This is a genomic window from Curtobacterium sp. MCBD17_003, assembly GCF_003234885.2.
GTDB lineage: Bacteria > Actinomycetota > Actinomycetes > Actinomycetales > Microbacteriaceae > Curtobacterium.
The window spans coordinates 3,005,605-3,020,776 of the sequence record NZ_CP126275.1; the positions used below are offsets into that span (position 1 = coordinate 3,005,605).

At 72.3% G+C, this 15,172-nt stretch carries 15 protein-coding genes and 1 tRNA gene; 4 read left to right on the forward strand and 12 right to left on the reverse strand.

Annotation, left to right across the window (positions count from 1 at the left end; all coding sequences use genetic code 11):
- Positions 1-21: 21 nt before the first annotated feature.
- The 7 genes from DEI88_RS14190 to DEI88_RS14220 all read right to left on the reverse strand — a co-directional run bounded on the left by DEI88_RS14190 (position 22) and on the right by DEI88_RS14220 (position 6,291).
- Positions 22-936, reverse strand: a complete 915-nt coding sequence (locus DEI88_RS14190) for an endonuclease domain-containing protein (protein WP_111071803.1) — start codon at positions 934-936, stop codon at positions 22-24.
- Positions 937-1,190: 254 nt separating this feature from the next.
- Positions 1,191-2,810: a chaperonin GroEL gene (groL, locus tag DEI88_RS14195; protein WP_111010501.1), complete on the reverse strand. Its 1,620-nt coding sequence runs from the start codon at positions 2,808-2,810 to the stop codon at positions 1,191-1,193.
- A gap of 354 nt (positions 2,811-3,164) precedes the next feature.
- On the reverse strand, positions 3,165-3,368 hold the full coding sequence (locus tag DEI88_RS14200) for a cold-shock protein (RefSeq protein WP_111010502.1): 204 nt from the start codon (positions 3,366-3,368) through the stop codon (positions 3,165-3,167).
- Between the two features lie 283 nt (positions 3,369-3,651).
- Positions 3,652-4,212, reverse strand: a complete 561-nt coding sequence (locus DEI88_RS14205; RefSeq protein ID WP_111071804.1) for a LytR C-terminal domain-containing protein — start codon at positions 4,210-4,212, stop codon at positions 3,652-3,654.
- A complete protein-coding gene (locus DEI88_RS14210; protein ID WP_111010504.1) occupies positions 4,209-4,511 on the reverse strand; it encodes a DUF3263 domain-containing protein in 303 nt (100 codons plus the stop codon). Before DEI88_RS14210 ends, DEI88_RS14205 begins: the two co-directional genes overlap by 4 nt.
- A 108-nt stretch (positions 4,512-4,619) precedes the next feature.
- Complete coding sequence (locus DEI88_RS14215) at positions 4,620-5,807, reverse strand: DUF2332 family protein (RefSeq protein WP_111071805.1); 1,188 nt, start codon at positions 5,805-5,807, stop codon at positions 4,620-4,622.
- Positions 5,794-6,291, reverse strand: a complete 498-nt coding sequence (locus tag DEI88_RS14220; RefSeq protein WP_111026293.1) for a GNAT family N-acetyltransferase — start codon at positions 6,289-6,291, stop codon at positions 5,794-5,796. Before DEI88_RS14220 ends, DEI88_RS14215 begins: the two co-directional genes overlap by 14 nt.
- Positions 6,292-6,349: 58 nt before the next feature.
- On the opposite strand from DEI88_RS14220, the gene msrB reads away from it, so the two are divergent.
- Both msrB and DEI88_RS14230 read left to right on the forward strand, forming a co-directional pair.
- On the forward strand, positions 6,350-6,754 hold the full coding sequence (msrB, locus tag DEI88_RS14225) for a peptide-methionine (R)-S-oxide reductase MsrB (RefSeq protein ID WP_111010507.1): 405 nt from the start codon (positions 6,350-6,352) through the stop codon (positions 6,752-6,754).
- A gap of 44 nt (positions 6,755-6,798) precedes the next feature.
- Positions 6,799-6,871 (forward strand) — tRNA-Thr (locus DEI88_RS14230).
- Positions 6,872-6,909: 38 nt separating this feature from the next.
- Here the strand turns inward: DEI88_RS14230 and DEI88_RS14235 are convergent.
- From DEI88_RS14235 to DEI88_RS14245, 3 genes are all read right to left on the reverse strand, one after another.
- Positions 6,910-8,784 carry a glycoside hydrolase family 25 domain-containing protein gene (locus DEI88_RS14235; RefSeq protein ID WP_111071806.1) on the reverse strand — a complete coding sequence of 625 codons (1,875 nt, stop codon included), beginning with the start codon at positions 8,782-8,784 and terminating at the stop codon, positions 6,910-6,912.
- A 230-nt stretch (positions 8,785-9,014) separates the two neighbouring features.
- Positions 9,015-10,046 carry an aldo/keto reductase gene (locus DEI88_RS14240; RefSeq protein WP_111013094.1) on the reverse strand — a complete coding sequence of 344 codons (1,032 nt, stop codon included), beginning with the start codon at positions 10,044-10,046 and terminating at the stop codon, positions 9,015-9,017.
- A gap of 10 nt (positions 10,047-10,056) precedes the next feature.
- Entirely contained in the window at positions 10,057-10,866 is an 810-nt protein-coding gene (locus tag DEI88_RS14245) for an alpha/beta fold hydrolase (protein ID WP_111071807.1), read from the reverse strand.
- A 40-nt stretch (positions 10,867-10,906) separates the two neighbouring features.
- Between DEI88_RS14245 and DEI88_RS14250 the strand changes: the two genes are divergently transcribed.
- The gene (locus tag DEI88_RS14250) at positions 10,907-11,602 is read left to right on the forward strand and encodes an NAD(P)H-hydrate epimerase (RefSeq protein WP_111010511.1); all 696 of its coding nucleotides are present in this window, start codon (positions 10,907-10,909) and stop codon (positions 11,600-11,602) included.
- 31 nt (positions 11,603-11,633) lie between these two features.
- Here the strand turns inward: DEI88_RS14250 and DEI88_RS14255 are convergent, their stop codons facing one another.
- Both DEI88_RS14255 and DEI88_RS14260 read right to left on the reverse strand, forming a co-directional pair.
- Positions 11,634-12,572 (reverse strand): 2-deoxy-5-keto-D-gluconate 6-phosphate aldolase domain-containing protein, encoded by a 939-nt coding sequence (locus tag DEI88_RS14255; protein ID WP_111036659.1) that lies wholly within the window; start codon positions 12,570-12,572, stop codon positions 11,634-11,636.
- Positions 12,573-12,735: 163 nt separating this feature from the next.
- A complete protein-coding gene (locus DEI88_RS14260; protein WP_181441206.1) occupies positions 12,736-13,746 on the reverse strand; it encodes a DsbA family protein in 1,011 nt (336 codons plus the stop codon).
- A 272-nt stretch (positions 13,747-14,018) separates the two neighbouring features.
- Here DEI88_RS14260 and DEI88_RS14265 point away from each other — a divergent pair, with 272 nt between their 5' ends.
- On the forward strand, positions 14,019-15,119 hold the full coding sequence (locus DEI88_RS14265) for an ABC transporter ATP-binding protein (protein WP_111013089.1): 1,101 nt from the start codon (positions 14,019-14,021) through the stop codon (positions 15,117-15,119).
- Positions 15,120-15,172: the final 53 nt, after the last annotated feature.

Genomic DNA, 15,172 nt, shown 5'->3' on the forward strand with positions numbered 1-15,172 from the left:
AGAGCGGCAACGACTGCGATCTCACGGCAGTGGTGATGACGCCCGGGTGCGGAACACGTCCGACAGTCGCAGGAGGAACGCCGTCGGGTCGGCAACGTCACGCGCGGTGACGTGCAGGATCAGCCATCCGGCGGACACGAAGCCGTTCGACCGGGTCGCATCGTGCTGCCACGTGGCACGATCCGTCCGGTGGTGCTCGCCGTCGTACTCGACGCCGATCCGGAGGTCCGGGTAGGCGAGGTCGACCCGTCCGAGGAATCGACCGGCGGGGCTGTGCACGTCGATGTTGAGCTGGGGTTCCGGGAATCCCGCGTCGACGATGACGAGTCGGATGAGCGTCTCCATCGGGGACTCCGACCCGAGCCGCACGCGATGGGCCGCGGCCCGGAGCCGCCGTGCCCACCGGGACCGCCGCTCACGACTCCGGCGCTCGAGTTGCTCCGGATCGGCGAGCGCCCGCGCGACCAGGTGGTCCCCGATCACCACCAGGTCACGCTCGGCCAACAGGCCCGCACTCTCGCACCACGCCGCCACCGGGCTGCTGGCCGGGAGGCCCGCACACGCCACCACATCGGCGAACGGTGGCGAGACGCGATGGCCCACCACCCCGGTGCGGCGCATGACCGGTCCGTCCCCCACCGTGCTCACGTGCACGGTCGCGTCGGAAACGACCCAGGGCGGCAGTGGGAGCTCCCAGAGGGCGAGGGCGGTGGTGTGGCTGAAGTGATGCCGTTCACCGAGGACGAGGCCGAACGCGGCGACCCGTGCCGAGAGGTCCGCCAGGTCCAGCTCGGCAGGGACCCGCACGCCTCGGGTCGGCGCGGCGAGGTCCTCCCGACGGAGCCGACCCGGAGTGACCCCGTTCCGGACCGCATCAGCCGTGTGGAAGGCCTGACCGAGGAAAGGATCCGGGAGGCGGGCCGGCGTGCGCGTCATGCGCCGAGCCTCCCGGCCGTACCGCAACGCGGAGCACGTGCGCGCCCGACCTGTGGACGGCCGCTGCCCGGCTCCCCCGGTGGAGGACCGGACACCTGGCCCGACTCCCCCTCCGCCGAGATCGCAGTCGTTGCCGGTGTGCCGTGGGTCAAACCGGCAACAAATGCGATCTCGGCGGAGGGAGAGGAGGGAGGAACGGCGAACGGGCCGCCCTCCCGGAGGAGAGCGGCCCGTTCGGAACCGTCAGGCGTGGATCAGAAGTCCATGCCACCCGTCGGGTCGGCCGGAACCGGCGCCGACTTCTCGGGCTTGTCGGCGACGACGGCCTCGGTCGTGAGGAAGAGACCGGCGATCGACGCGGCGTTCTGCAGCGCCGAGCGCGTGACCTTCGCCGGGTCGATGATGCCCGCAGCGACGAGGTCGACGTACTCACCCGTCGCGGCGTTGAGGCCCCAGCCCGACTCGAGCTCGCGCACCTTCGCGGCGACGACGCCCGGCTCGAGACCGGCGTTCAGCGCGATCTGCTTGAGCGGCGCGTCGATCGCGACGCGGACGATGTTCGCGCCGGTCGCCTCGTCACCCGTGAGCTCGAGGCCCTCGAGCGCGGTCTTGCCGGCCTGGATGAGGGCGACACCACCACCGGCGACGATGCCCTCCTCGACGGCGGCCTTCGCGTTGCGGACGGCGTCCTCGATGCGGTGCTTGCGCTCCTTGAGCTCGACCTCGGTCGCGGCACCGGCCTTGATGACGGCGACGCCACCGGCGAGCTTGGCGAGGCGCTCCTGGAGCTTCTCGCGGTCGTAGTCCGAGTCGGTCGACTCGATCTCGCCGCGGATCTGGCGGACGCGGCCGGCGATCTGCTCGGAGTCCCCAGCGCCCTCGACGATCGTGGTCTCGTCCTTGGTGATGACGACCTTGCGGGCACGGCCGAGGAGGTCGAGCGTCGCGTTCTCGAGGCTGAGGCCGACCTCTTCGGAGATGACCTGGCCACCGGTGAGGATCGCGATGTCCTGCAGCATGGCCTTGCGGCGGTCACCGAAGCCCGGGGCCTTGACGGCGACGGACTTGAAGATGCCGCGGATCTTGTTCACGACGAGCGTGGCCAGGGCCTCGCCGTCGACGTCCTCGGCGATGATGAGGAGCTGCTTGCCCGACTGGATGACCTTGTCGACCACCGGGAGCAGGTCCTTGATGTTCGAGATCTTCGAGTTGACGATGAGGATGTACGGGTCCTCGAAGACGGCCTCCTGGCGCTCCGGGTCCGTGACGAAGTACTGCGACAGGTAGCCCTTGTCGAAGCGCATGCCCTCGGTCAGCTCGAGCTCGGTGCCGAAGGTGTTCGACTCCTCGACGGTGACGACGCCCTCCTTGCCGACCTTGTCGATCGCCTCGGCGATGAGCTCACCGATCGTGCTGTCGGCGGCCGAGATCGACGCCGTGGCGGCGATCTGGTCCTTGGTCTCGATCTCCTTGGCGTTCTCGAGGAGCGCGGCGGAGACGGCCGCGACGGCCTTCTCGATGCCCTTCTTGAGGCTGATCGGGTCGGCGCCGGCGGCGACGTTGCGGAGGCCCTCACGGACCAGCGCCTGCGCGAGGACCGTGGCGGTGGTGGTGCCGTCACCCGCGACGTCGTCGGTCTTCTTGGCGACCTCCTTGACCAGCTCGGCGCCGATCTTCTCGTAGGGGTCGTCGAGCTCGATCTCCTTGGCGATGGAGACACCGTCGTTGGTGATCGTGGGGGCGCCCCACTTCTTCTCGAGGACGACGTTGCGGCCGCGCGGGCCGAGCGTCACCTTCACGGCGTCGGCCAGCGTGTTGAGGCCGCGCTCGAGGCCGCGACGGGCCTCCTCGTCGAAAGCAATGATCTTAGCCATGTGTGTTCCTCGTCCCTCCCGGACGTCGCAATGGTCTTGGCACTCGGTACAACTGAGTGCCAACTGATTCTGGCACTCGCACCTGTCGAGTGCAACACAGCGACCTCACGCGGCATGCCGCGTTCCGGGACGCGGACCGGGAGGCCCGCCATCGCCCGACATCGGACCCCGCCGCCGGAGTCCCGGTCGGGGCCCCACCACCGGAGTCCCGGTCGGGGCCCCACCACCGGAGTCCCGGTCGGGGCCCCACCACGGGGCCCCCTCCACACGACGACGAGCGCGCCGCCCCGTCGGGGGCGACGCGCTCGGACGCGTGGTGGTCGACGACCGTCGCCGGCGGACCGGCGACCGAGGTCAGGCCGGTCGGACGGATTCGGCCTGCGGACCCTTCGAGCCGGTGCCGACGTCGAAGGTGACCGCCTGCCCTTCTTCGAGGACCTTGTAGCCGTTCATGTCGATCGCGGAGTAGTGGACGAAGACGTCCTGCCCCCCGCCGTCGACGGTGATGAATCCGTAGCCCTTCTCGGCGTTGAACCACTTGACGGTGCCGTTGGCCATTCTCTTGCTCCCTGCGGTGTTGCATTGCCACTGACGACGGCGCGACCGGTCCGCGACCGCCGGGTCCGAGCGCATACCTGCCTCACCCGGGTCTTCGCGGTGGAGGCACCGGCACGGTGTCGCCCTCGGATCACTGGGGTGACCAATTCCAGATCGTATCGGCGGACGCGCCGCCGACAAGAGGTGCGGACCAACTTCTTCATCCCGGCCGACGGAACTCAACATGCCCGAAACAAACGTGCAACAAACGGCACGACGAGTGGGGCGGAACGCCCGTCGCGGGTCAGCCGGCGTAATCGGCGCCGAGCACCACGGTGACGGCCGCGTTCGGGAACGCCGACGACTTGGCAACCGTTCCGACGCCGAGCGTCTTGACGATCCCGCGAGCGATCGCCGCCTCGGCATCCGTCTGGTAGTACACGATCGTCTGCGAGGCGTCCTGGGATCCGGCGTTGCCGTCGCTCGCGACCACCCAACCCGCGTTCTCGAGCGTCGCGGTGCCGGTGGCGGCGAGTCCGGCGGTGGAGGTCCCGTTGAGCACCGTGAGCGTCATGGTCTTCGGCTGCTCGCTCGGCGCGGCGGTCGCGGCCGTCGTCGACGAGGACGACGCTCCGCTCGTGGCCGACGCGGACGCGGACGACCCGGTCGTCCCGGGGTCGGTGAACTGCGTGCTGTTGTTGGCGACCTCGAGCACGACGATGCCGATCACGACGAGCACCGCGCAGGCGAGCGCGGACCAGGCCACCAGGATCCAGCCACGGCCGCGCCTCGGGAGACCGCGGTGTGCCCCGACCCTCGGGCCGTCGGCGACGTCGTCGAATCGGTCTCGGGGGTATCTCGTCATGGCTGTCCTGCGGGCCCTTCACGGTCGGCGCGAGGCGGTGCGAAGGACCGCGCGGCGCGGGCACTGGTCCGTGCCCGGCGCAGTCGCTGCAGTCGCGTCACGAGCTGCGGATCGTAGGCGAGCGCGGCCGGGGAGTCGATCACGCGGTTGAGCACCTGATAGTAGCGGGCCGGCGACATGTCGAAGCGGACGCGGATGTCGGCTTCCTTCGTCCGGTCGTGCCGCGCCCGATCGTGCTCGAACGTGAGGATGCTCCGTGCGAGCTCCGAGAGATCGGAGTCGGTCCGGGATCCGGTCACGTCGGTCCTCCTGGTCGGATGGCTCGCCGGTCGGCTGGCCTCCGGTCATGCTAGGGCGGCATCCACGCCGGACCCTGGCATGGCCCTGGCAGGTCGGAAAGACACCGATCAGGCCGTCGGTGCGCCGAGCATCCAGGACGGGTCCGCGCCGAGGGGCGTGACGGTCGTGCCGTGGGCGTCGGCGAGCGCCAGGGCGACCCCGTCGAGCGAGACCGTGGCGAAGGCCGACGGAGCAGCAGGGTCGATGCACCGCTCGGCGAGTTCCCCCACGGGCGGCAGGGTCGCGGCGACGTCGTGGAGCGACCCCGTCCGCTCCATCGCCACCCAGCGGACCCCGCGGTCCCGGAGCCGCTCGACGACGCGCTGCCGGTCCGAGCCCGGCAGGTAGACGAGCGTGCCGAGCGTGAGCACGACGGGCGTCGCCCCGCGCGGCAGCAGGTCGATCGCGCGGTCGAGGTCGTCCGGGGCGGTCCCGCGGACGGCGGTGTACGGGTCGGCCCGCACGGCGTCGGCGGCCCGCCGCATGAGCGCGACACGGTCGGTCGCCTCGACGGGGACGGACTCGACGAGCCGGTCGAACGCCCCGGGGGACCGCAGGTCGATCGGGGCCGGATCGAGCCCGAACCGCGCCACCACGTCGAGCTGGGAGGGCCGGCGCGGCCCCGTCCCGTCGGCCCGGCTCCCGGCGTCATCCGTCGACGGCCGGGAGGCACGGGACCGGCCCGCACCGCGCCTCCCGTCGGACGGAGCAGCGGGTCCCGGACGCATCTGGAACCGGAGCGGGATCTCCGGCTCGCGCGCGGCCTCGGCGACGCGGACGGTGTCGTCGAGGCGGTCGACGTCGACGGTGGCGTGGTCCGGGACGATGCAGAGGCCGGCGCTCACCCCCACCTCGAGGAGCGCGAGCGGCCCCGGGATGCCCGCGAGCACGGGGACGACCGGCGCCATGCGTCGGGGGTCGTTCGTCTGGGTCGTGGACATGGCCAGCTCGGCGAGCAGCCGGTCGGGGGCGTCGCGGACGAGCCGGAGGAGGGCCTCCCGGTCGGTCGGGTCGGCGCCCAGGCGGCGCGCGACGGCGAAGAGCAGCTCGGGCTGCCGCTTGGTCGGGGCGACACGGATCAGCAGGTCGACGGCGGCGTCGTCCTCGGCGATCGATGTCGCCCAGCGGGCGGAGGTCGGCGAAGCGGTCACCATGCGCTCGGCGTGGTGGCGGTAGCGGCGGCGGGTGGCCTCGGGGCCGTCCGGCTCCGGCTGGTGCGGGGGCTCCGCGCGGCCCGGTGCGTCAGCGGACAGCATCGTCCCCGACCGCCGCCGCGCGGTACATCCCCACGTGGCGGATGCCCGCCTCGACGTAGGGTTCGCCGAACGGCACGAACCCGGCGGCGGCGTACAGGCCGGCGACGTACTCCTGCGCGTGGAGGAGGAAGGCCTCGTCCGGGTGGGCGGCGAGCACGGCGTCGACGAGCCGACGCGCGAGCCCCTGTCCGCGGTGCTCGACGGCCGTGGCCACGCGGCCGATGACCCGGGTCGCGGGCAGGTCGACGGCCGGCTGGACCTCGTCCGCGGCGGGCCGGATGCAGCGCAGGTAGGCGCGGGCGACGCCGTCCTCGCCGGGGATCCACCAGTGTTCCGTCTCCGGTTCGCGGTCCCGGCCGTCGAAGTCCTCGGCCGTCACGCGCTGCTCGAGCGCGAACACCCGGTTGCGCAGGCGGACGACGGCGTAGAGGTCGTCCGTCGTCAGGGCGTCCCACCGGCCACGGTGGACGGAATGCTCGGTCATCGGTGCGAGTTTAATGACATGACCGCGTCACGAGTGCGGTCACGACCAGGAGGAACCCATGGCATACAACGTGGAGAAGACCGACGCCGAGTGGCGTGAGGAACTCGACCCGCAGCAGTACGCCGTGCTGCGGCAGGCCGCGACCGAGCGCCCGTGGACGGGTGAGCTGCTCGACGAGGAGCGCGCCGGCGTCTACACCTGTGCGGCGTGCGGTGCGGAGCTGTTCAAGAGCGGCACCAAGTTCGACTCGGGCTGCGGGTGGCCGTCGTTCTACGAGTCGGTGCGCCCCGAGGCCGTGCAGCTCATCGAGGACCGCACGCTCGGCATGGTGCGCACCGAGGTCCGCTGCGCGAGCTGCGGTTCGCACCTCGGGCACGTGTTCCCGGACGGTTTCGGCACCCCGACCGGCGACCGGTACTGCATGAACTCGATCTCGCTCGGGTTCTCCCCCGCGGCGGACTGACCTCCACCGCGACACCTCGGCTCGTCGGTACACTTGGCGGGCCAGCCGGCATGGCGCAATTGGTAGCGCACCGTACTTGTAATACGGGGGTTGCGGGTTCGAGTCCCGCTGCCGGCCCCCATCAGCCGCGTCCGCGGTGTCCGTCTGCCGCGGTGTCAGCGGCACGACCAGTCGAAGTCGAGTCCGCTCGCCACACCCCCGACAACGTACTGCACCATGGCCACCCCGCCGTCGACGAGGCCCGGCCCGGCGCACGCCTCCTTCGCCCGGGCGAGCGGGGTCTCACCCGTGGCGATCCAGCTCGGCGCCGAGGCCAGGGCGCTGTTCGGTGTGGTCCCGCCACTGATGATCCCCCACTGGTACCCGGTCGAGTAGAGCCCGACGGCGATCCCCCGGGCGGCGAACGCGTCGGTCATGCCGTCGAGCACCGCGACGTTCGTGGCGGGGTCCCGCCACGTGGCACCGGTCTCGACGTCGAGCCACCAGCGGTACGCCGCCGGATGGGACACGCCCCGGTCGACGACGTCGCGGACCGCGATGTCCCAGCCGTCCATGTACGAACAGGCGACGCCGTCGGAACCGGGCGTGCACACGCCGTACACGCTCGTGACCCTGGCCCCCTCGGGATCGACGTTCGACGTCGGCCAGCCACCGCCCGGCACGTGGCGGCCCGGGTTCGCCGTGTTGACGTACAGCGCGGCACGGGGCTGCCCGGCACCGCCCGCGGAGTCCCGCGCCCAGGCGAGCTGCGCGGCGAGGCACGGGTTCGTCGTGGTGCCGGACCCGTCGTTCACACCGATCACCGCGAACGCCTGTCCTGCCGGCAGGGCCCGGTGGCACTGCGGCCACGAGACGTCGTTCCCGAGGCCGGAGGGCGCCGAGCCGTCCGTGAAGTAGCCGGCGACGTCCAGGTGGAGGGTCGCCGCGCCTCCCGACGCGACGGCCTGCACCGACGCCTGTCGGAGCGCGACGGGCACGAGTCCCGCCACGGCTCGGCCCGCGGTGAACGCCAGCGCGACCCCGCCGTCGTCCCGGCCGTAGGGGGCGACCCGGAGCGCACCGGCGGGGCCGGATCGTTCGAGCGATGCGGTGACGAGCACGGCGGTCGCGTCGCCCGGGACGCCCGCGCCCCCGGCGAGTTGGATCTGCGTCGCGGCGCCCGTCGTCGTGCCGGTGTACGCCCGGACGGCCGTCATCGGGGTGAACACGGCCCCGGAGTCCGAGCGCGCGTACGCGCCGAGCACGTCGAGGGTCACCGTGGCCGAGCCGGCCGACACCGCGACGGACAGGGCGCCGTCGTCGAGCTGGGCCACGACCGCGTTCGCCGCGACGGCCCCGCGCGTGAACTGCTGGACGCCGATCCGGTTCGTGCGTCCTGCCGGGCCGACCCGCAACGACCCCGGCGCGGTCGGGTGCACCACGGTGGCCTCGAGGACGACGGCGGTGGCGCCCCTGGGCACCGTGACGCCGTCCGCCACGGGAACGCGGACCGGATGCGTGCCGACCGTGCCACGGAACGCCCTGGTGGTGTCGACCGGCTGGTACGTCGATCCCTGCGCGGCGCTCGTGTAGGCCCCCGACACGATCACCGACACCGAGGCGGAGCCGTCCGACAGCGCGACCTGGAGGCGACCGTGGACGAGACGGACCGTCGCGAGCCCGGTGACGGTCGTGCCCGCCGTGACGCGCTGTGTGGCCACCGGTGCGTCCTGCCCCGCCGGCGTGACCCGGACCCAGCCGTCGTCCGTCGGAGCCGTGACGCGGACGTCGACGACGACGGCATCGGCCGCGGGGGCGACCCCCGCGCGACCAGCGACCGGCACCGCCACGGGTCGTGTGCCGACGTCGCCGCGGAACACGAGGGCGCGGGTCAGCGGCGTGAACCGGTCACCGGACGACCCGTCCGCCGCGAGGTGGGACGACCGTGCGGACCCGACGGCCACACCCGCCGCGACGGCGAGCGCGAGCACGCCGATGACCGCCACGAGCAACGCGGTGAGCCGGGCCGGACGCCTGCGTCCGCTCCGCATGGTCCCCCTCGGTCGACGTGGACGCTGCACGGCACGAAGCCACGCACCGCCCCCGGGGAGCGCGCGTGGCCTCGTGGTGCGTCCGGTCACGGATCAGGAGAGCGACCGGCGCGACAGCGGGTAACCAGCCCACCGATGCCGAGAGCATGACAGGCGGATCGACGTCGGACAACGTCTCCGAGCCACGCCGCGCCGCTTCCTGTGAGGATTCTTGGTATCGAGGGGGACGCTCAGCGGCCCCCGGTCAGCTTCCGGTCGCGCTGCGCCACACCGGCGGTGCCGTACGGGTAGTCGTCGATACGGGGCGTGCTCGCCTCGGAGAGCGCCGTCAGCTCCTCCGGGGTCAGCACGAGGTCCGCCGACGCCAGGTTGTCCTGCAGCTGCTCCACCGTGCGGGCACCGAGGATGACCGAGGTGACGGCCGGCTGCGCGAGCAGCCAGGCCAACGCGACCTGCGAGTACGACGTGCCGTGGGCCTCCGCGGCCGCGCCGACCGCCCCGAGGACGGCCCACGTGCGCTCGTCGGCGTTCCGCGCCTCCCACGCCTCCATGCCGCGCTTCGGGTTCTCACCCAGCCGGGTCGCACCCGTCGGAGCCTGGTCCCGCTGGTACTTGCCGGACAGCCACCCGCCGGCGAGTGGCGACCACGGCAGGAGACCGATGTTCGCGTCGAGGCACGCGGGCACGATCTCGTGCTCGATGTCGCGCACGAGCAGGTTGTACTGCGGCTGCAGGGTCACGGGCGGAGCCCAGTGGTTCGCCTTCGCCTCGTAGACCGCCTTCGTGATCTGGTAGCCGAGGTAGTTCGAGAACCCGTACGCGCCGATCTTGCCGGCGGACACGGCGTCGTCGAGGAACCGGAGCGTCTCCTCGATCGGCGTCAGGGCGTCCCACGCGTGCATCTGGTACAGGTCGATGTAGTCGACACCGAGCCGCTCGAGGGACGCGTCGAGCGCCCGCGTCAGGTGGCGGCGCGAGAGGCCGACGTCGTTCGGGCCGTCGCCCTGGGGGAACCGGCCCTTCGTGGCGATGACGACCTGCTGCGCCTCGGTCGGGTGGTCTGCGAGCCAGCGACCGATGATCCGCTCGGACTCGTTGCCCGAGTAGACGTCCGCCGTGTCGATGAAGGTACCGCCGGCCTCGACGAAGGCGTCGAGGATCGTGCGTGAGGTGGGTTCGTCGGCTTCACTGCCGAACGTCATGGTGCCGAGCGTCAACGACGACACGGCGGCACCGCTGTTACCGAGGAGTCTGTAGTCCATGTCGTGGACGCTAGCCCTGGGTGGCCTCCGCGTCCGCGCGGGTGCGCTGCAGGAACGCGATCGCGGCCTCCCGGAACGCTCGGGAGGTCGGCGCGTTGAAGTGGTTCCGGCCCGGGATCTCGACGAACTCGGCACGCGGCGCCGCAGCCGCGAGGCGCTGCGACGCCGCGAGGATGCCGTCCTCGCTCCCCGCCGCCAGGAGCAACGGCTGCGTCGGCGCGTTGTCCGGTCTGGGCTCGACGCTGTCCCGCATCCCCTCGACCATCGCGACGAGCGCACGGAGGTCGTTGCCCGGGACCCCGGAGGCCATGGTCAGGTAGGCGTTCGTCACGCGGTCCTCGACGGGCTCGCCATGCTCGATGAACGCCCGCGCCTGGTCGACCCGGACCCGTCGCATCGGATCCGCGTCCGGGATGCCCCCGAGGACCGCTCGGCTGATCCGGTCGGGGATCCGGTCCGCGGTGTGCCATCCGACGCGTGCCCCGAGCGAGTACCCGAGGTACGCGACGTCGTCGAGCAGGTAGGCGTCGACGACCGCGGTGACGTCGGCGACGAGGAGGTCCATCGAGTACTCCTGCGGCCGGTGCGGCTTGCTGCTGCGGCCGTGCCCGCGCTGGTCGACGACGACGACGCGGTGGCCGGCGCGCGTGAGCTCACGGGTCCACCCCGACGCGTGCCAGTTGAGGAGCCCGGAGGACGCGAACCCGTGCACGGCGACCACCGCGGGGGCGTCCGGGTCGCCGTGGTCGTACGTGGCGATGTCGAGACCGTCCGGCGAGACGACGACGCGTGGACGGGGGGCTTCGGGGACGAGCGACATGGCGCGGACCAGGCTACCGACGACGTGGCATCGTGGCGGCATGGACGGCTACGGCGCAGACCAGATCCGGGCGGCCGAGGCGCCGCACCTCGCCGCGGGCGAGCCGCTCATGCAGCGGGCCGCCGCCGGACTCGCCGACGTGGTCGACGAGCTGCTCGGCGACCCCGCGGTCGTCCCCGGCGACGGCGAGCGCACCGTGCTCCTGCTCGTCGGCAGCGGCGACAACGGCGGCGACGCGTTGTTCGCCGGTGCGGCGCTCGCCGCACGCGGTCACCGCGTCGAGGTGCTGTGCCTCGGGTCGCGCGTGCACGAGGCGGGGGCGGCGGCCGCGCAGCAGGCCGGCGCGGTCCTCCTCGAGCACCCGGACGACGACGAGACGGTGCGGGCGGCGGCGCTGCGGGCCGACCTCGTGCTCGACGCCGTGCTCGGCATCGGACGGACGAGCTCGACGGCACTCCGGTCGCCCGCACGGGAGGCCGTGGGCGTCATCCGGGACCTCGCGCGGGACCAGCGCGCTCCGTCCGTCGTCGCCGTGGACGTCCCGAGCGGCATCGACCCCGACACGGGCGCGGTCGCGGACGACCACGTGCTCGAGGCCGACGTGACCGTCACGTTCGGCGGCGTCAAGGCGGGACTGCTGCGCGGTCCGGGGCGGGCCCTCGCGGGACGCGTCGTGCTCGTCGACGTCGGCATCGGCGCGGACCTCGCCGCGGTGGAGCCGCTCGTCCGGACCTGACCCGACCGGGAGCGCACCCGCCCCGCGGGACTCAGCCCCGCGCCTCCCGGTACGCCTCGACGAACCGCAGGTACGTGACGGCGATGAGGTCCTGGGCGTCCTCCTCGGCGAGGCCGCGGTCCAGGACGTCGCCGAGCGGCTGCTCCCAGATGCTCCGGCCGATCGCGAAGCCGACGAACCCGTCGAGTGGTGCGGCCACCGAGAGCCAGTGGTCGAGCGCGTCCTCCGAGGCGTCCCGACCGAGGATGACGCACTGCACGCTGTCCCGGCCGCCCTGCTTCGTGGCGGCGACGACCCGCTCGGCGTCCTCGCGGCGGTCGAGGCCCTCGATCTTCCAGATGTCCGGCTCCACGCCGTGCTCCTGCAGGAACCCGATGACGTCGACGGTGAGCGACGGGCGCAGGTCCCGGTCGTAGTCCTCGACCGACGCCTTCTGCTCGTCCGTGCCGGGGACGAGCAGTTCGAGCAGGAACGACCGGCCCGCGTCGCGCAGGGTGCTCGTCACGCCGGCGAGCCGTTCGGCCTGCCCGCGTCGTTCGTCGGCGTCGAGGTCCGGGTTGTCGCGGACGAGGACCTTGACGTGGTCGGGGTCGAACTCCTCGACGTGCTGCATCCACAGCCCGTCGTCCCCGTCGCCGTACTCGAACGTGAAGAAGTCGTGGCCCGACGCCTCGATCGGCATCGCGAGCTGGAGTCCCGCGGCCTTGGCCGCCCGTGCGACCTCGGCGCCGTAGCGTTCGTCGACGAGCACGCCGGTGCGCTCTCGGTCGGCTCCGCGGGTCAGGGCGTCGAGCAGCCCCCGGTAGACGAGCATCTTGCCGTCCCGGATCCGCTGGATGTCGTCCTCGTCGTCGGGCTGTCCGGACGCGATCCGGTAGGTGTGCTTGGCGAGCGAGTCCCGGTGGTCCATCGCCAGGATGAACACGGGATGCTCCGCGTCGAGCTGCGGTCGGTCGTCGAACGTGGACATGTGGCGCTCCCTCCGGGCGCGGCCCGGGAGGCCCGCCTCCACCGATCGAACGCCGTCGCCCTGGCAGCCGCCCGAGGGTCGGCGCGACCGGCCGCGGGTCGGCGCGGCCGGCCGCGGGTCGGCTCGCCCGCCCGAGGATCGGCTCGCCCGCCCGCGGATCGGGTCAGCCAGCCGAGGACGTCGGAGTCGGGGTCGGCGCCGGCGTCTCGTCGCCGGACGCGTACGTGCTGCCCGCGGCGGTCACGACGAAGGTCCGGAACTCGGCGTTCGTGAACGGCAGGCTGTAGTCGTACCGCTTGCCGTTCACGAAGATCGTCGGCGTGCCGGTGAGCTGCCGGAGCCCGGTGCCGGGCACCCCGTGGGTGAGGACGTCGTTCGTCCGCGCGTCCACCCACGCGGCGTAGCGCTGGGTGTCGATGCACCGCTCGATGGCGTCGAGGTGCCGGATCCCGTGCACGCCCGCCACGAGGTGTCGGAGCTGTGCGTCGTCGAGGCCCTTCGTGTTCTCCTCGGGCTGCTCGGCGTACAACGCCTGGTTCACGGCGAAGAACTGGTCGGGCGACGAGTTCGCCACACAGGCCGCCGCGTTCGCCGCACGGAGCGAGTACTTCGTGCCCTGCGATCGGTTCGTCAGGATCGCGATGGGGTGGATCTCGACGGTCGCGGCACCGGACGTCACGAGGCCCCGGATGTACGCGTTGTTCTCGTGCTCGAACTGGCCACAGATCGGGCAGAGGTAGTCGATGTACATCGTGATGTGGACGGTGCCCGCGACGTCGACCGCACCCGAGGCGTCCCCGGTCGCCGAAGCACTCGGCGTCGCCGATGCGGTGCCGCTCGAACCGGCGGACGCCGACGCACTCGACGTGGCACGCCCCGCGCCGCCGGCGTCACCGCGCCCCGCTCCGACCGCGCGCAGCCCCTGCCCGATGGTGATGCCGCCGCCCGCCATGTGCGCGGGCCCCGGACCGGCCGGCTGCACCGAGCGGACGAGCACGATCGACACGACCGCGACGATCGCGATGAGGACGACGACGAGGCCCGCCTGCAGCCCGATGCGCACACCGCGCTGGCGTCGCTTCTGGCGGGCCCTGGCCTGTTGTGCTCGGATCCTCGCAGCCGCGCGGCGCTCGTTCCGCGTGGCGGGCTCGTCGCCCTCGGGACGATTCGTCATACCGGTCCTCCGTGATCGGGCCGGCCCCTCCGGCCCTCCTGTCGTCCGCGGTACCTCCCGCACCGCCCGGACGGACCTGGGAAGTGTACTTGCGTGGGCTGGGAGACCGTGGTCGGGAGGCCCATCGACGGCCGCGCCACTGGCGCCGACGTGCGAAACCGTGTTGTATGTCCCTCGATGGTCGATGTCGCCCATCCGGGGGCCTCAGGGTCACCGTTCCTCACTACGGATCGTCCGGCACGTACCTGCCGGTGAAGGAGCAAGAACGCATCATGGCGTCCGTCACCTACGACAAGGCAACCCGTCTCTACCCCGGAGGCAACCGCCCCGCCGTCGACGGCCTCGACCTCGACATCGCGGACGGCGAGTTCCTCGTCCTCGTCGGCCCGTCGGGCTGTGGCAAGTCGACCTCCCTCCGCATGCTCGCGGGCCTGGAAGAAGTGAACGACGGCCGGATCCTCATCGGTGACCGCGACGTCACCGACATCCCGCCGAAGGACCGCGACATCGCGATGGTCTTCCAGAACTACGCGCTGTACCCGCACATGACCGTCGCCGAGAACATGGGCTTCGCGCTCAAGATCGCCGGCGTCGGCAAGGAGGAGCGCGCGACCCGCGTCCTCGAGGCGGCCAAGCTCCTCGACCTCGAGCAGTACCTCTCGCGCAAGCCGAAGGCGCTCTCGGGTGGTCAGCGGCAGCGCGTCGCGATGGGCCGTGCGATCGTCCGTCAGCCCCAGGTGTTCCTCATGGACGAGCCGCTGTCGAACCTCGACGCCAAGCTCCGCGTCCAGACCCGCACGCAGATCGCGTCGCTCCAGCGTCGGCTCGGGGTCACGACCGTCTACGTCACGCACGACCAGACCGAGGCCCTGACCATGGGCGACCGCATCGCGGTCCTCAAGGACGGCATCCTCCAGCAGGTCGGCACCCCGCGCGACCTGTACGAGAAGCCGAACAACGTGTTCGTCGCCGGGTTCATCGGCTCGCCGGCCATGAACCTCCTGCCGGCGGACATCGCCGACGGTGGCGTGCGCTTCGGCACGTCGGTCGCCGCGGTCGACCGCGACGTCCTCAGCAACGCCAAGTCGTCGAACGTCACCATCGGCGTCCGCCCCGAGGACGTTGTCGTCTCGCAGTCGGGCGAGGGCCTGCCGGTCCAGGTCGACGTCGTCGAGGAGCTCGGCGCCGACGGCTACCTGTACGGCCACAGCGAGGCCGCCGGGAGCCGCGTCGACGTCGTCGCACGCGTCGACGGCCGTCACCACCCCTTCGCGGGCGACACCGTGTACATCACGGCCCAGCCGGGCCGCGTGCACGTGTTCGACACCGAGTCGGGCGAGCGCCTCGGCGACAAGGCCGTCGTCAGCGCCTGATCGGACCGACACCACCGGGAGCCTGCCGGACCGCCCCACGAAGGCGGGCCGGC

Bases quoted from the DNA above. Each gene is read 5' to 3' on its own strand.
- DEI88_RS14205 (WP_111071804.1), bottom strand. From the start codon at position 4,212: ATGACGAGATACCCCCGAGACCGATTCGACGACGTCGCCGACGGCCCG.
- DEI88_RS14250 (WP_111010511.1), top strand. From the start codon at position 10,907: ATGGACGGCTACGGCGCAGACCAGATCCGGGCGGCCGAGGCGCCGCAC.
- DEI88_RS14215 (WP_111071805.1), bottom strand. From the start codon at position 5,807: ATGCTGTCCGCTGACGCACCGGGCCGCGCGGAGCCCCCGCACCAGCCG.
- DEI88_RS14240 (WP_111013094.1), bottom strand. From the start codon at position 10,046: ATGGACTACAGACTCCTCGGTAACAGCGGTGCCGCCGTGTCGTCGTTG.
- DEI88_RS14200 (WP_111010502.1), bottom strand. From the start codon at position 3,368: ATGGCCAACGGCACCGTCAAGTGGTTCAACGCCGAGAAGGGCTACGGA.
- DEI88_RS14235 (WP_111071806.1), bottom strand. From the start codon at position 8,784: ATGCGGAGCGGACGCAGGCGTCCGGCCCGGCTCACCGCGTTGCTCGTG.
- msrB (WP_111010507.1), top strand. From the start codon at position 6,350: ATGGCATACAACGTGGAGAAGACCGACGCCGAGTGGCGTGAGGAACTC.
- DEI88_RS14260 (WP_181441206.1), bottom strand. From the start codon at position 13,746: ATGACGAATCGTCCCGAGGGCGACGAGCCCGCCACGCGGAACGAGCGC.
- groL (WP_111010501.1), bottom strand. From the start codon at position 2,810: ATGGCTAAGATCATTGCTTTCGACGAGGAGGCCCGTCGCGGCCTCGAG.
- DEI88_RS14265 (WP_111013089.1), top strand. From the start codon at position 14,019: ATGGCGTCCGTCACCTACGACAAGGCAACCCGTCTCTACCCCGGAGGC.
- DEI88_RS14220 (WP_111026293.1), bottom strand. From the start codon at position 6,291: ATGACCGAGCATTCCGTCCACCGTGGCCGGTGGGACGCCCTGACGACG.
- DEI88_RS14190 (WP_111071803.1), bottom strand. From the start codon at position 936: ATGACGCGCACGCCGGCCCGCCTCCCGGATCCTTTCCTCGGTCAGGCC.
- DEI88_RS14255 (WP_111036659.1), bottom strand. From the start codon at position 12,572: ATGTCCACGTTCGACGACCGACCGCAGCTCGACGCGGAGCATCCCGTG.
- DEI88_RS14245 (WP_111071807.1), bottom strand. From the start codon at position 10,866: ATGTCGCTCGTCCCCGAAGCCCCCCGTCCACGCGTCGTCGTCTCGCCG.